We start from the raw sequence: 13,835 nt of genomic DNA on the forward strand, positions 1-13,835 counted from the left end.
TGTCACTGGAGGAAGACGGATGAATCGGAGAACATGCCTGCTGGCCATCGCTCTTGGCGCATGCGTCGCCATGGCGCAGGCGGAGGTTCTCCCCGAGGGCCTGGAGGTGGACCTGCCCGAAGACCGGGTCGTGATCTACGCGGCGACCGACCAGAACATCGTGCAGCCGCTGATCGACGATTTCGAGCAGCGCCACCCCGGGGTCAAGGTCGAATACCACGACATGCACTCCAATCTGCTCTACCAGCGCGTGATCGACGAGGCGCGCCGGGGCAGCAAGGCCGACGTGGTCTGGAGTTCGGCCATGGACCTGCAGGTCAAGCTGGTCAACGACGGCTATGCCCAGCCGTACCGCTCGCCGGAAACGGCGGCGCTGCCGAGCTGGGCGGTGTGGAAGAACGAGGCCTTCGGCACCACCTACGAACCGGCCGTGTTCGTTTATCACAAGCCGGCGTTGCGCCGTGACGAGCTGCCGCTCACCCATGCAGCGCTGATCGAACTGCTCAAACGCAATCCGGAGCGCTTCAGGCGACGGCTGGCAACCTACGATCCGGCGCTTTCCGGCGTCGGCCTGATGCTCCATACCCAGGACGCGCAATCCAACCCGATCGTCTTCTGGAACCTGGCCCAGGCGCTCGGCGACCAGGGCCTGCGCGTCCATGCCACCTCCAGGGAAATGCTCGACGGCATCGCCAGCGGCGCGACCCTGATCGGCTACAACGTGCTCGGCTCCTACGCGCTGACCCGGGCCAGGAGTGACTCCAGAATAGGTGTCATCTGGCCGCAGGATTACACGCTGGTGCTCAGCCGGGTCGCCTTCATCACCCGCGACGCCCGCCATCCCAATGCCGCCCGCCTGTGGCTCGACCACCTGCTGTCGCGCCACGGGCAGCAGATCCTGGCCCGCAACGCCGGCCTGTTCGCCGTCCGCGAGGACCTTTCCGCCGACACCGCGAGCAGCCTGCGCAGCCGGCTCGGCGCCGCCTTCCGGCCGATCCTGATCGGTTCCGGACTGCTCACCTATCTCGACCAGGCCAAGCGCCGCGATTTCCTGCGCCAGTGGGATGCCGCCGTCAAGCCCCGCTGATTCCGCCTGTTTCCAGTCCCCGTTTCGCCTCTTCCGGTTTTCCCGTATGCGCCACCCTGTTGTCCGTTTCGTCCTGCCCACCCTGGGGCTGGCCCTGCTTGCCGCCTTGCTTGCCCAGTCCATCGGCCTGCCCTTGCCGTGGATGATCGGCCCGCTGTTCGCGGTGGCCGGCGCGCGCATGGCCGGCCTGCGCCTGCAGCCGCTGGCCGGCGGGCGCCAGGCCGGGCAATGGGCGATCGGCACCGCGCTCGGGCTGTATTTTTCGCCGGCGGTGCTCGGCCAACTGGCCGAACATGCGCTGCTGCTGGCCGCCGCGGCGCTGGCTTCGCTCGCCCTGGGCGGCGTCTGCGCGCTGCTCACCCTGCGCCTGGCGCGGGTCGATGCGGCGACCGCCTTCTTCGCCTCGCTGCCCGGTGGCGCGTCGGAAATGGCCAACCTGGCCGAACGTTGGGGCGGGGCGGTGGACCGTATCGCCGCCGCCCACGCCTTGCGCATCATGTTGCTGGTGTCGCTGGTACCGCTCGGGCTGACGCTCTCCGGCGCCCACGGCAGCGACATCTACATTCCCCAGTCGCACCGCTTCGACCTGGCTCGCCTGCCGCTGCTGATCGCCGCCAGCCTGGCCGGGGTCGGCGTGTTGCGCCTGCTGCGCATCGCCAATGCCTGGGTGCTTGGGCCCCTGCTCGGGGTCGGTGTGCTCAGTGCCCTGACCGTTCCCTTGTCCGCCCTGCCGGGCTGGGCGGTCAACGGCGGGCAGTTGCTGATCGGCTGTTCGCTCGGCAGCCGCTTCTCGCGCGAGTTCTTTCGCGCCGCGCCGCGCTTCATCGGGACCACGGCGCTGAGCGCGCTGCTGTCGATCCTGCTCGGCCTGCTGCTGTCCTTGTTGCTGGCGCATTTTTCCGGGGTGCCGCTGGCGACGCTGGTGCTCGCTACAGCACCCGGCGGCGTCGCCGAGATGTGCATCACCGCCAAGGTGCTGCAACTCGGCGTACCGCTGGTGACCGCCGCCCACGTGCTGCGGGTGGTGGTGCTCACCCTGGGCGCCCAGTTCGCCTTCGGGCTGTTCCGCCGGCGCTTTGCGCCTTGACGGCGCTGTAAAAATTGGCATTTTGGCCCGTGAGCCGTATAGCACTATTGTGCGGGACAATAAGGGGCGTTGGGGTTATACGACATGGGAGCTGCCAGATGAATCAGGAAGAACTCAAGGCCGTTTTTGATAAACAGGCTTCTGGCTATGAGGAACAGCAAAAGAAACTCGCGCCAATTCACGAAGGTCTCTACTTTCAACTTGAATGGATATTTTCAGAATTGCCACAAGCTGCCCGCATACTTTGTGTCGGATTAGGCGCTGGCGCAGAGCTTTCCTATTTGGCCAGAAGATTCCCGAACTGGAGATTTACCGCTGTTGAACCATCTGGTGCAATGCTTGATGTATGCCGACAAAGAGCTAGAAGAGAAGGATTTGTTTCGCGCTGTGATTTTTATGAAGGCTACGTGGAGTCCCTTCCAGACATTGAGCTTCATGATGCAGCGACTTGTTTCATGGTTTCTCAGTTCATACTCGACCCTCTGGAGCGATCGAAGTTCTTTCGTGGCATTTCGGAGAGGTTGCAGCCCAATGGAATATTGGTCAGTGCCGATCTGTCATCGACGGTGGGTTCGATTGAATATAAAGCACTGCTTAAAGCATGGGTAAATATGCTGCACGCCGCAAACGTTCCTGCTGATGCCATGGATAAAGTACATTCGGCGTGGGAAAAAGATGTGGCAATTCTTCCACCCGACGATGTAAAAACAATCATTAAGCGCGGCGGCTTCGATTCCCCGGTTCAGTTTTATCAGGCAGGTTTTGTTCATGCCTGGTTCTCCGTTCGGTCGAGTTTGCCGTCCTCCCGGAAAGCAGAGGGCAGTGATTGAGCGCTTCAGATGTATGAAATGTAAATAGAGCGCAGAGAAAAACTGCGCCATGGTTTTTACAGCGTCAATGTGCTTCCCCCGCCGCCGGCGCGATGACGCGCGGCCGGCCGCCCTGGTCGAGGGCGACGAAGACGAAGGTGGCGTCGGTGACCTTGACCTGTTCCTCACCGTCGCGTGAGCGCCGCCAGGCTTCGACCTGGATCGACATCGAGGTTCGGCCGATGCGGGTGATTTCGGCGTGCAGGCTGACTTCGTCGCCGATATAGACCGGCTGCAGGAAGGTGATGCGGTCGACCGAGACGGTGGCGCAGCGGCCACGCGCGCGGCGCGCGGCGACGTTGCCGGCGGCGAGGTCCATCTGGGCCATCAGCCAGCCGCCGAAAATGTCGCCGGCCGGGTTGGCGTCGCCGGGCATGGCGATGGTGCGGATCGCGGGTTCGCCGCGCGGGGTGGGTACGGGTTCTTTCATCGGGGATTCCTGGGGTGGTGGTGCGGCGGACGGGTTTGCCGGGATCGGGAATCCAGGCCTTGAGCAAGGCCCGCAGCATGTCGTAGCGGACCTTGCCGTTGTTGCCCCGGAGCGCGATCAGAACTTGTGACGCAGGCCGGCCATGATCACCGAGACGTTGTCGCCGGCATTCGGCGTGATGTTGAAGCCGTAGTTGGCGATCCCGTCGTTGCTGATCCGCGTGTAGGCGGTGTACAGCGTGGTCCGCTTGGACAGGTTGTGCATGTAGTAGATCGAGGCGCCGCTGGCGTCCTCGGTGTTGGCTTCGCCGCTTTCCTTGCGCTTGCCGTAGGAAATCGCCAGGGTGCCCGGCTTGCTCACCGGAATCTCGGCGCCGACGCTGTAACTGCGCGCCTTGCCCTTGCCCTGGGTGCCGCCTTCGCGGTCCTGGGTGTACAGCGCGTAGAGTTTGACCACGCCGAAATCGTAGGCGGCGCCCAGGCCGTGCGTGGTGGCGGTGCCGCCGGTATTGTTGGAAATGTAGCGCTGGGTCGTGGCCGAGGCCGACAGCGGGCCGCCCTTGTACATGCCGGTCAGGCCGTAGCCGCGGCCGGCGCGGCGCAGGTCGCTGTCGTTGGTGGCGTTCTCGGCGCCGGTCCAGTAGCCGGCGTCGACCGAGAAACCGGCCATTTCGGGCGAGCGGTACTTGATCATGTTGTCGAAACGGACCTGGTAGCCGCGCGCGACCGAGCCGCTCTTGCGATGCAGCATGCCGGCCGAGCGGTCGGAGCTGCCGGTGGCTTCGTACGGGTCGATGGCGACGAAGGCCGGCGAGTACTGGCGACCGAAGGTGACGCGACCGAACGATCCTTCCAGGCCGAGATAGGATTGCCGGGTAAATCCGGTGGATGTGCCGGTATCGATGGCGACCGCCGATTCGAGCATGAAAATGGCTTTCAGACCATTGCCCATGTCTTCGCTGCCCTTGAAGCCGAGGCGCGAACCGTTCAGTTCGCTGGTATCCATCGCGTTGCGCTTCAGACCGTTGGCGCGCTCCTGCGCCAGATTGACATCGAGCAGGCCGAAGATGGTGACGTTCGATTGCGCTTGCGCAAGGATAGGGAAAAGACAGGCGGCAGCCAGTGTGGCGAGTTTCTTCGTGTGTTGCATCGTATTCCTCCTTTTTTGCTGTGGATGTCGCGGCAGCAAGCCAGTCGCCGCCGGACCTGGTGGATTAAACGCAAGCTGCCTTTCGAAGTGCTTTCGCTCGCCGCCGGTGAGGTGTTGCATATGGGAGCAACTGCTCCAGGCTTGAACAGTTCGCCCGTGCTATTGCCGGGCAGTCCCGGCCGGCTGGGCTTTTGCGGATTGGCACGCCACTTGCAATCTCACTCCCCATAACAGCCCGCAGGGCGAGTGGAGTGAGACATGAATCCAATGACAGGCCTGGCCGCCATCTTCCTGGCGGCGCTGCTGACTGTCCGGCCCGCCTTGGCCGGGCAGGAAGACGTCGACCCGCTGGGGTCGGCGCGCTGGGGCGACATGCGCTACCTGTTTCCGGAACGGGCGACGCTGCGCTTCGACCCGCGGGTCCGCGTGCTGGCGCCGGCAGTCGCCGAGAACCCGCTGCAGGTGCCGGTCACCGTGGACGCCAGCGAACTCGGCCCGGTCAGCGAGGTGATGGTGTTCGCCGACTTCAACCCGATCGTCGAGGTGCTGCGTTTCTACCCGCAGGCGGCGCCGGCCTGGCTGGGCTTTCGCATCAAGCTGCAGCAGTCGTCGCCGGTGCGGGCGGCGGCGCGTACCGCCGACGGCGTCTGGCATGTCGGCGGCGCCTGGGTGACGACGGTCGGCGGCGGCTGCACCGCGCCTTCGGCCAAGGCCGCGGCACCGGACTGGCAGGCGCGCCTCAACCAGGTCAGCGGCCGGCAGTGGGAGAGCGGCGCGCAGGCCGGCCGGGTCCGGCTGCGCATCGAGCATCCGATGGACACCGGGCTGGTCGCCGGGATTCCCGCCTTCCACCTCGAACAGGTCGAGCTGCTGGCCGCCGGCCGTTCGCTGATGCGCCTGCAATTGCACGAGCCGGTCAGCGAGAACCCGGTGTTCACCCTCAAGCGCGGCACCGCCGACGGGCCGGTCGAGGTGCGCGGCCACGACAACAACGGCAATGCCTTCCAGGCGAGGATAGCACCATGAAGCGCTGGCTGCCCCTGGCTTTCCTGGGCGTCGCGCTGGCTGCCGCCGGCGCCGATTTCGACTATCGCCTGAGCGCCGAGCGCGTCGCCGACGACGTCCATGTCTTCGTCGGCAAGACCGAGGATTTCACCCCGGCCAACGGCGGCAATATCGTCAACACCGGCTTCATCGTCGCTCCCGGCGGCATCGTCGTCATCGACAGCGGCCCGTCGCGCCGCTACGGTGAGCAGATGCGGCGGGCGATTGCCGCGGTGGATGGGCGGCCGCTGGCGCTGGTCATCAACACCCACCATCACCCCGACCATTTCCTTGGCAACCAGGCTTTTGCAGACACGCCGCTGGCGGCGCTGCCCGCCACCATCGAGGGCATCGCCAGCGACGGCAATGCTTTTGCCGAGAACCTCTACCGCCTGACCGGCGACTGGATGGCGGGGACCGAGGTGCTCGTGCCCAAACAGGCGCTGGCCGGCGGCCGTCAGGAGATCGCCGGGCGCCGCCTGCGCCTGCTGGCGCTCGACGGTCACACCGGCGCCGACCTGGCGATCTACGACGAGGCGAGCGGCGTGTTGTTCACCGGCGACCTCGGCTTCTTCGGCCGGGCGCCGACCACGCCGCACGCCGACGTGAGCCGCTGGCTGGCGGCGCTCGACACGCTGGAGGCGATCACCCGCGAGCCCGGTTTCCGCGCCGTCGTCCCCGGGCACGGCCCGGTGGCGCGCGACGCGGCGCCGCTACGGCAGACCCGTGCCTGGCTGAACTGGTTGCAGATGGCGCTGCGCCGCTCGGCGGAAGGCGGGCTGGACATGAACGAGACGATGGCCCAGCCGCTGCCCGCCGAGTTCGCCGGCCTGCCGGTGGCGGCAAGCGAATACCGGCGCTCGGTCGGCCACCTGTTCCCGGCCGTCGAACGGGAGGCGCTCGGTGCGCCGCGCTGAAATGCCGCGGCCGACGCGCCGGCTGGGGGTGCTGATGCTGCTCTCGGCGCTGCTGCATGGTGGCGTTTTCCTGCTCATCGCGGGCAGCCGGCCGGCCTCGCCGCAGCCGCTACCGCAGATCATCGCCACGCTGCGCCTGGCGCCGCCGTCGAACAACGTGGCGTCGCCGGCCAGCGCGCCGGCGACGCCGCTCCCGCAGGTCCGGCGCTTGCCGGCGGCCGCGGCGAACCCCCCGGTTCCGCGGCTGCCGGCGAGCGCCAGGCCGGCCAACGACGCGTCGCCGGCAACGCGCCCGGCCGCCGTGTCGGTGTCCGGCGTCAGCAGCGACACGGCGCCGGGGCCGGCGCTTGCCGCCCCCGCCGTCGCCGCGGCCGAGGCAACGCCCGGCAGCGTGCCGCCAGCCGCCGCGTCGGCGCCGGCGGCGGCAGCGCTGGCCGCTTACCGCCAGCAACTGAGCGCACTGTTCGCGCAGCAGCGCAGCTACCCGCGGCTGGCGGCGATGCGCGGTTGGGAGGGCGAGGTCCGTCTGCGCCTGCGCGTCGCCCGGCGCGGCAACCTGGTCGCCGTCGACGTCGAGCGCTCGAGCGGCTTCGATGTCCTCGACCAGCACGCCCGCGCGCTGCTCGCTTCCATCGGCGACCTGCCGCCGCCGCCGGGCGACGGCGGCGAAATCCAGGTCGTCGTGCCGATCAATTACAAACTCGATAGAACCACCTGAGGAAGCCCCGATGTCCCGCCGTCTCACGCTCTCACCGCTTGCCCTGGCGCTCGCCGCCGCCTTCGCCCCGGCCGCTGCCGCCGAATCCGTGGTCGAACTGCCGGCCGTCGAGGTGGTCGGCAATTCGCCGCTCGCCGGCATCGGCATCCCGCGCCTGCAGGTGCCGGCCAACGTGCAGGTGGTCGGCGAGCGTGATCTGGCGCAATCGGCGGCGCTCAACCTGCCGGGGCTGATGGGCCGCCAGCTGGCTGGCGTGACGATCAACGAGGTGCAGGGCAACCCCTTCCAGCAGGACGTCAATTACCGCGGCTTCACCGCCTCGCCGCTGCTCGGCACCGCCCAGGGGCTGTCGGTCTATCTCGACGGCGTGCGCGTCAACGAGCCCTTCGGCGACACCGTGAATTGGGACCTGCTGCCGCAGGCGGCGCTCGCCGGCATGGAAGTGGCGCCCGGCTCCAACCCGCTGTTCGGCCTCAACACCCTGGGCGGCGCGCTCGCCCTGCGCACGCGCAACGGTTTCGACCATCCGGGAACGACGCTGGAGGCGATGGCCGGCAGCTTCGGCCGGCGCACGCTGGCCTTCGCTTCCGGCGGCCAGCGCGACAGCCTGGGCTGGTACGTCGCCGGCGACGGCTTCGCCGAGGACGGCTGGCGCGATTTCTCCAAATCCGATGCCGGCCGTTTCTTCGCCAAGCTGTCCCGGCGCAGCGCCGCCGGCGAACTCGACTTCAGCCTGCTGCGCGCGCGCACCAAAATGACCGGCAACGGCCTGCTGCCGCTGTCGATGTACGAAGCCGACCGGGCGCAGGTGTTCACCCACCCCGACGAGACGCGCAACGATCTTCTCCATCTCGCCCTGGCCGGGCGCCTCTGGCTGAACGGCGAGCAGAGCCTGTCGGGCAACGTCTACCACCGGCGCAACACGACGCGGACGCTGAACGGCGACGCCAACGACGAGTTCGAGGACAGTCCCTTCGATGGCGTTTCCGACGAAGAATCCGGTGCCAACAACCGGACCCGCACCCGGCAGCGCGGCGAGGGGCTGGCGCTGCAGTGGAACCTGAACGGCGAGCGCCACCAGATGACGGTCGGCACGTCGTGGGACCGCGCCCGCATCCGTTTCCGCCAGACGCAGCAGCTTGGCGTGATCGATCCGACGCGCGGCGTCGGTGACCTCGAAGACGAGGAAGTCGAGAACGCGATCCGCGGTACCACCGAGACCGTCAGTCTTTTCGTCACCGACACCGTCGCTCTCAGCCCGGTCCTTCACCTGACCGCGTCGGCGCGTTACAACGCCAGCCACGTCACCACTTTCGACCAGCTCAACCGCGTCGCCCCCAACCTCGACGGCGATCATCGCTACCGCAAGCTCAACCCGGCGCTCGGCCTGACCTGGCAGGTGGCGCCGGCGCTCAACGCCTACGCCGGCTTCAGCCAGGGCAACCGGGTGCCGACGCCGATCGAGCTGGGCTGCGCCGACCCGGCCAATCCCTGCACGCTGCCCAACGCGATGGCCGCCGACCCCTATCTCAAGCAGGTCGTCGCCCGCACCCTGGAAGCCGGGCTGCGCGGCAAGCTGGCCGGCGGCATCGGCTGGAATGCCGGCGTCTTCCGCACCGTCGCCGACGACGACATCCTGTTCGTCGGCACCTCGACCAGCGCCGGTTACTTCACCAACTTCGGCCGCACCCGGCGCCAGGGCGTCGAACTCGGCATCGACGGCCGGCACGGCAAGCTCGACTGGTTCGCCAGCTACAGCTGGCTGCACGCCACCTTCGGCTCGGCAGCCTGCCTGCTCGCCGAGAACAACAGCTCGCGCGGCACTGCTGCCGCCTGCACGGCGAACGGCCAGGACGACGAAATCCTGGTCCAGAAGGGCGACCGCCTGCCCGGCCTGCCGGCGCACAGCCTCAAGCTCGGCCTGAGCTGGCAGGCCGCCGACTGGCTGCGCCTGGGCGGCGATCTGCAGGCCTTCTCCGGGCAGTACGCGCGCGGCAACGAGAACAACGCGCACCGCGCCGGCAGCGCTACCGACGTCTTCGGCAACACCCGCGTCTTCAGCGGCAGCGGCCGCTTGCCCGGCTACGCCATCCTCAACCTCAACGCCGAGGCCCGCCTGGGCGGCGGCTGGGAGGTCTTCGCGCGGGTCGACAACGTCTTCGACAAACGCTATGCGACGGCCGCCGCGCTGGCCGAAAACCCGTTTGCCGCCAACGGCGCCTTCCAGGTCGATAGCGCCGACTGGCGGCGCGAGACCTTCGTCGCGCCGGGTGCGCCACGCGCCGGCTGGCTCGGCGTGCGCTACCGCTTCGCCGGGGTGTGAGCGCGATGCGCCCGCTACGCCTGCACACCCGCATCAGCCTGGTCCTCACCGGCTTGGCCGGCAGCCTCTGCGCGGTCCTCGTCGGCCTCTGGCTGCACGGCGCACGGCAGGGCATCCACGAGGAAATCGAGGCCGCCAACCGGGTTTCCGGGCAGTGGCTGGCGGCCCTCGTCGAGCACCTGCCGGCGAACGCCGTCGAGCTGCAGGCGGCGCTCGCGCCGCTCGGCCGCATCCGCGCCAACGAACTGCAACTGCTCGATGCCGGCGGGCGCCTGCATTACCGCTCGCCGCCGCCGACCTACAAGGCCGGGCGGCAGGCGCCGGACTGGTTCGCCGAACTGTTGCGGCCGCAGATCGCGCCGCGCGTGCTGGCGGTCGGCGAGTTGCGCCTGGTCCTGGTGCCCGACGCGTCGCGCGCGGTGATCGATGCCTGGGACGAGCTGTGCGCCGTCGCCGGCTGGGCGCTCGGCCTGCTCGGGCTGCTCTTCGTCGTTGTCCGCCGCGCGCTGGACCGCGCCTTGCAGCCGCTGGACGAGGTGATGCGGGCGCTGCAGCGGATCGGTTACGGGCGCTTCGACCTGCGTCTGCCGGTCTTCCCGGTGCCCGAACTGGCCAGCCTGTCGAATGCCTTCAACGGCATGGCCGACCGCCTGCGGGCGGCGGTCGACGACAACGTCCGCCTGGAAACCGAGCGTGAACTGGCGCAACGCCTGCAGGCCCGGCTTGAGGAGGAGCGGCGGCAGATCGCCCGCGAGCTGCACGACGAGATGGCGCAGGGCATCACCGCCGTGCGCGCGCTGGCCGGCGCCGTCGTCCAGCGCACGGCGGAACAGCCGGCGCTGCAGGCGCCGGCGCAGCACATCCTGGCAGTGACCGGCGAACTGCAGGACGGCGTCCGCCGCATCCTGCACCGTCTGCGGCCGCTGCCCGGCGGCGAGCTGGCGGCGCGGCTGAACGACTATTGCGCCAGTTGGCGGCGCCAGCACGAGACGGTGGCGCTGCAACTGCGCGTCGCGCTTGCCGGCCACGAGCCGGACGATGCGCTGGCCGCGGCGGCGCTGCGCATCGTCCAGGAAGGGCTGACCAACGTTGCCCGGCACGCCGCCGCCAGCGAGGTCGAGCTGAGCGTCAGCGGCGGCGACGGCGTCCTGCGTATCGCGCTGCTCGACAACGGGCGCGGCGCCGGCGGGCGCTCCGCCGCCGCCGGCTGCGGCCTCGGCCTGACCGGCATGGGCGAGCGGGTGGCCGGCCTCGGCGGCAGCCTGCATTTCTTCACCCCGGCCGGCGGCGGCTTCGGCCTGGTCGCGACGCTGCCGCTTTTTTCCCTGGAGGAAGCATGAACCCATCCCTGAAAAACGTCCGCGTCGTGCTCGCCGACGATCACTCGGTGGTCCGCCTCGGTTTCCGGCTCTTGCTCGAAGGGGCCGGGGCGCTGGTGGTCGGCGAGGCGGCCGACGGCGAAGGCGCGCTGCGCCTGCACGCCGAAATGGCGCCCGACCTGCTGGTGATGGATGTGTCGATGCCGGGCGGCGGCGGCCTGCTCGCCCTCGAACGCCTGCGCGCCCGCGACGCGGCGGCGCGCATCCTGATGCTCTCGGCGCATCACGACGAGATCGTGCCGGTGCGCGCGCTACGCCTGGGCGCCAACGGCTACCTGTGCAAGCGGGCGGCGCCGGCCGAGTTCCTGCGCGCCGTCGCCCAGGTGGCGGCCGGGCGCCGCTACCTCGATCCCGAGCTGGCGCAGCAGGTGGCGCTGGCCCAGCTCTCCGGCGCCGCGCAGCCGCTGGAAACGCTGACCGAGAAGGAACTGGCGGTCTTCCTCAAACTCGCCGCCGGGCAGACGGTCAACGACGTGGCCGGCGACTTCCACGTCAGCCCGAGCACGGTCGGCACCCACCTCTACCACATCAAGCAGAAGCTGAACCTGCGCAACCCGGCGGAGATCACGCTGCTGGCGGTGCGCAACGGGCTGATCGAAGCCTGAGACGGGGGCGAATCATGATTTTCATGAGGCCGCGCTGGCGAACTCCGGGACGGCAGGCCGGCGGCGGCTGGGAATAATGAACCGGAGACGGGCCGCCACGGTCCGCCCAACCATAAACCAGGAGAGAGACTGATGAACTGCCGCCCAACCCCCATCGCCGCCTGCCTGGCGCTCGCCTTCGCCGTGCCGGCGTCCGCCGAAGACGCCGTGCGGCTCGACCCGCTGGTCATCACCGGCAGCCGCGTCGAGCAGAATACTTTCGATCTGCCGGCGGCGATCGACGTCGTCGATGTGGCGAGCGTCGGGGCGACGCAAGCCCGGGTCAATGCGTCGGAAGCGCTGGCCGGGGTACCGGGGATCGTCGTCCAGAACCGCCAGAACTACGCCCAGGACCTGCAGATTTCGTCGCGCGGCTTCGGCGCCCGTACCGCCTTCGGGGTGCGCGGCATCCGTCTGGTCGCCGACGGCATCCCGGCGTCGATGCCGGACGGGCAGGGGCAGGCGGCGACCTTCAACCTCGACCGCGCCGAGCGCATCGAGGTCATGCGCGGTCCCTTGTCGGCGATCTACGGCAACGCGGCGGGTGGCGTCATCCAGTTGTTCACGCCGGACGGCAAAGGCCGGCCGAGCGTCGAGGGGCGCTTCAGCGCCGGCAGCGACAATAGCTGGAAGAGCGATCTGTCGAGTCAGGGCGAGGTCGGTGGCGTCTCCTACGTGGTCGATACCTCGCGCTTCGTTTCCGACGGCTATCGCGACCACAGCGAAGTCCGGCGCGATCAGTCGCTGGTCAAGCTGGGCGTCTCGCCGAGCCCGGACGGCCGGCTGACTTTCGTCGCCAGCAGTTTCCGCCAGGTGGCCGACGATCCGCTCGGCCTCGACTGGGCGAGCGCCCGCAGCAAGCCGAGCAGCGTCGTGCCGGCGGCGCTCGCCTACGACACGCGCAAGCGGATCAGCCAGCAGCAGGGCGGCCTCAACTACGAGCACCGCTTCGGCGACGACAGCCTGCAGTTGGCGGCCTACGCCGGGCAGCGTTCGGTGATCCAGTACCAGTCGATTCCCTCTTTCGTCCAGGCCAACCCGCGTCATTCCGGCGGCGTCATCGATTTCGAACGCAACTTCGCCGGCGCTTCGGCGCGCTGGATCGCCCGCCGCAAGGTGGCCGGCGGCGGCCTGACGACGACGTTCGGCGCCGACTACGAGCGCTCGGTGGACGACCGCCAGGGCTTCGAGAATTTCGTCGGCGCGACGCTTGGCGTCAAGGGCGCCTTGCGCCGTGACGAAACCGACCGCGTCGCGGCGAGCGGCGTCTACGTGCAGAGCCAGTGGCAGGGCGAGCGCTGGAACTTCAGCGGCGGCCTGCGCCACAGCCGCGTCGCCTTCAAGGTCAGCGACCACTACATCGTCGGCGTCAACGGCGACGACAGCGGTTCGGTCGATTACCGGAAGACGACGCCGACGCTGGCTGCGATGTACGCGCTGACCCCGGCGGTCAATCTCTACGCCAGCGTCGCCCGCGGCTTCGAGACGCCGTCACTGAACGAGCTGTTCTATTCCGGCCCGGGCGCGACCTTCAGCTTCGACCTCAAGCCGGCCACCAGCACCCACCTCGAAGCCGGCATCAAGGCCATGCTCGGCGACAACGCGCGGCTCGACGTCGCGCTGTTCGAAGTGCGCACCAAGGACGAACTGGTCGTTGCCGCTTCCTCTGGCGGCCGTACCAGCTACATCAACGCCAGCCGGACGCTGCGCCGCGGCGTCGAGGCTTCTCTCGACGCCCGCTGGGCCGGCGGCTTCTCCGGCCGGCTCGCCTATACCGGCCTGCGCGCCGAGTTCGACAAGGCCTATACCGGTAGCAGCGGCGTCGTCGATGCCGGCAACCGGCTGCCCGGCGTGCCGTCCTCGCAACTGTTCGGCGAACTGGCCTGGAAACACGCGGCGAGCGGTTTCCAGGCGGCGATCGAAGGCGTGGCGCGCAGCCGGGTCTATGTCGACGACCGGAACGCGGCGCGCTCGGCGCCCGGCTATGCGATTGCCAACCTGCGCTTCGCCGTCGAGCGCAACTACGGCGCCTTCTCGGTCGGCAGCTTCCTGCGCATCGACAACCTGTTCGACCGCGAGTACATCGGTTCGGTGGTGGTCGGCGACGGCAACGGCCGCTACTACGAACCGGCCCCCGGCCGCGCCTGGCTGGCCGGGGTGAGCCTGAAGCACCAGTTCTGAGCGCGGT

Annotated in this window: 12 protein-coding genes; 10 read left to right on the forward strand and 2 right to left on the reverse strand. The window is 68.7% G+C overall.

The window, feature by feature from the left end; genetic code table 11:
- Positions 1-19 precede the first annotated feature (19 nt).
- The 3 genes from ACLIIZ_RS09520 to ACLIIZ_RS09530 all read left to right on the forward strand — a co-directional run bounded on the left by ACLIIZ_RS09520 (position 20) and on the right by ACLIIZ_RS09530 (position 3,004).
- Positions 20-1,087, forward strand: coding sequence for an ABC transporter substrate-binding protein (locus tag ACLIIZ_RS09520; RefSeq protein ID WP_416691861.1), 1,068 nt, complete (start codon positions 20-22; stop codon positions 1,085-1,087).
- Between the two features lie 46 nt (positions 1,088-1,133).
- Entirely contained in the window at positions 1,134-2,174 is a 1,041-nt protein-coding gene (locus ACLIIZ_RS09525; protein WP_416691862.1) for an AbrB family transcriptional regulator, read from the forward strand.
- Between the two features lie 98 nt (positions 2,175-2,272).
- Positions 2,273-3,004 carry a class I SAM-dependent methyltransferase gene (locus tag ACLIIZ_RS09530; protein WP_416691863.1) on the forward strand — a complete coding sequence of 244 codons (732 nt, stop codon included), beginning with the start codon at positions 2,273-2,275 and terminating at the stop codon, positions 3,002-3,004.
- A gap of 64 nt (positions 3,005-3,068) precedes the next feature.
- Here ACLIIZ_RS09530 and ACLIIZ_RS09535 read toward each other — a convergent pair whose 3' ends face one another.
- Entirely contained in the window at positions 3,069-3,473 is a 405-nt protein-coding gene (locus tag ACLIIZ_RS09535) for an acyl-CoA thioesterase (RefSeq protein WP_416691864.1), read from the reverse strand.
- A gap of 117 nt (positions 3,474-3,590) precedes the next feature.
- The gene (locus ACLIIZ_RS09540) at positions 3,591-4,622 is read right to left on the reverse strand and encodes a porin (protein WP_416691865.1); all 1,032 of its coding nucleotides are present in this window, start codon (positions 4,620-4,622) and stop codon (positions 3,591-3,593) included.
- Positions 4,623-4,880: 258 nt separating this feature from the next.
- On the opposite strand from ACLIIZ_RS09540, the gene ACLIIZ_RS09545 reads away from it, so the two are divergent.
- The 7 genes from ACLIIZ_RS09545 (at position 4,881) to ACLIIZ_RS09575 (ending at position 13,828) form a co-directional block, all read left to right on the forward strand.
- Positions 4,881-5,648: a quinoprotein dehydrogenase-associated SoxYZ-like carrier gene (locus ACLIIZ_RS09545; protein WP_416691866.1), complete on the forward strand. Its 768-nt coding sequence runs from the start codon at positions 4,881-4,883 to the stop codon at positions 5,646-5,648.
- Positions 5,645-6,583 carry a quinoprotein relay system zinc metallohydrolase 1 gene (locus ACLIIZ_RS09550; RefSeq protein WP_416691867.1) on the forward strand — a complete coding sequence of 313 codons (939 nt, stop codon included), beginning with the start codon at positions 5,645-5,647 and terminating at the stop codon, positions 6,581-6,583. Before ACLIIZ_RS09545 ends, ACLIIZ_RS09550 begins: the two co-directional genes overlap by 4 nt.
- Positions 6,570-7,301, forward strand: a complete 732-nt coding sequence (locus ACLIIZ_RS09555; RefSeq protein ID WP_416691868.1) for a TonB family protein — start codon at positions 6,570-6,572, stop codon at positions 7,299-7,301. The genes ACLIIZ_RS09550 and ACLIIZ_RS09555 overlap by 14 nt, the downstream gene beginning before the upstream one ends.
- 10 nt (positions 7,302-7,311) lie before the next feature.
- A complete protein-coding gene (locus tag ACLIIZ_RS09560; protein WP_416691869.1) occupies positions 7,312-9,624 on the forward strand; it encodes a TonB-dependent receptor in 2,313 nt (770 codons plus the stop codon).
- Positions 9,625-9,629: 5 nt separating this feature from the next.
- Positions 9,630-10,964, forward strand: coding sequence for a HAMP domain-containing sensor histidine kinase (locus tag ACLIIZ_RS09565; protein ID WP_416691870.1), 1,335 nt, complete (start codon positions 9,630-9,632; stop codon positions 10,962-10,964).
- A complete protein-coding gene (locus ACLIIZ_RS09570) occupies positions 10,961-11,608 on the forward strand; it encodes a response regulator (RefSeq protein ID WP_416691871.1) in 648 nt (215 codons plus the stop codon). Before ACLIIZ_RS09565 ends, ACLIIZ_RS09570 begins: the two co-directional genes overlap by 4 nt.
- 132 nt (positions 11,609-11,740) lie before the next feature.
- Positions 11,741-13,828, forward strand: a complete 2,088-nt coding sequence (locus ACLIIZ_RS09575) for a TonB-dependent receptor family protein (protein WP_416691872.1) — start codon at positions 11,741-11,743, stop codon at positions 13,826-13,828.
- Positions 13,829-13,835 lie beyond the last annotated feature (7 nt).

Source organism: Azonexus caeni (genome assembly GCF_048146105.1).
In the GTDB taxonomy this organism is placed as follows: domain Bacteria; phylum Pseudomonadota; class Gammaproteobacteria; order Burkholderiales; family Rhodocyclaceae; genus Azonexus; species Azonexus aromaticus_B.

Coding starts and splice junctions, on each gene's coding strand:
- ACLIIZ_RS09565 (WP_416691870.1), top strand. CDS start 9,630: ATGCGCCCGCTACGCCTGCACACCCGCATCAGCCTGGTCCTCACCGGC.
- ACLIIZ_RS09520 (WP_416691861.1), top strand. CDS start 20: ATGAATCGGAGAACATGCCTGCTGGCCATCGCTCTTGGCGCATGCGTC.
- ACLIIZ_RS09550 (WP_416691867.1), top strand. CDS start 5,645: ATGAAGCGCTGGCTGCCCCTGGCTTTCCTGGGCGTCGCGCTGGCTGCC.
- ACLIIZ_RS09530 (WP_416691863.1), top strand. CDS start 2,273: ATGAATCAGGAAGAACTCAAGGCCGTTTTTGATAAACAGGCTTCTGGC.
- ACLIIZ_RS09575 (WP_416691872.1), top strand. CDS start 11,741: ATGAACTGCCGCCCAACCCCCATCGCCGCCTGCCTGGCGCTCGCCTTC.
- ACLIIZ_RS09560 (WP_416691869.1), top strand. CDS start 7,312: ATGTCCCGCCGTCTCACGCTCTCACCGCTTGCCCTGGCGCTCGCCGCC.
- ACLIIZ_RS09570 (WP_416691871.1), top strand. CDS start 10,961: ATGAACCCATCCCTGAAAAACGTCCGCGTCGTGCTCGCCGACGATCAC.
- ACLIIZ_RS09525 (WP_416691862.1), top strand. CDS start 1,134: ATGCGCCACCCTGTTGTCCGTTTCGTCCTGCCCACCCTGGGGCTGGCC.
- ACLIIZ_RS09540 (WP_416691865.1), bottom strand. CDS start 4,622: ATGCAACACACGAAGAAACTCGCCACACTGGCTGCCGCCTGTCTTTTC.
- ACLIIZ_RS09535 (WP_416691864.1), bottom strand. CDS start 3,473: ATGAAAGAACCCGTACCCACCCCGCGCGGCGAACCCGCGATCCGCACC.
- ACLIIZ_RS09545 (WP_416691866.1), top strand. CDS start 4,881: ATGAATCCAATGACAGGCCTGGCCGCCATCTTCCTGGCGGCGCTGCTG.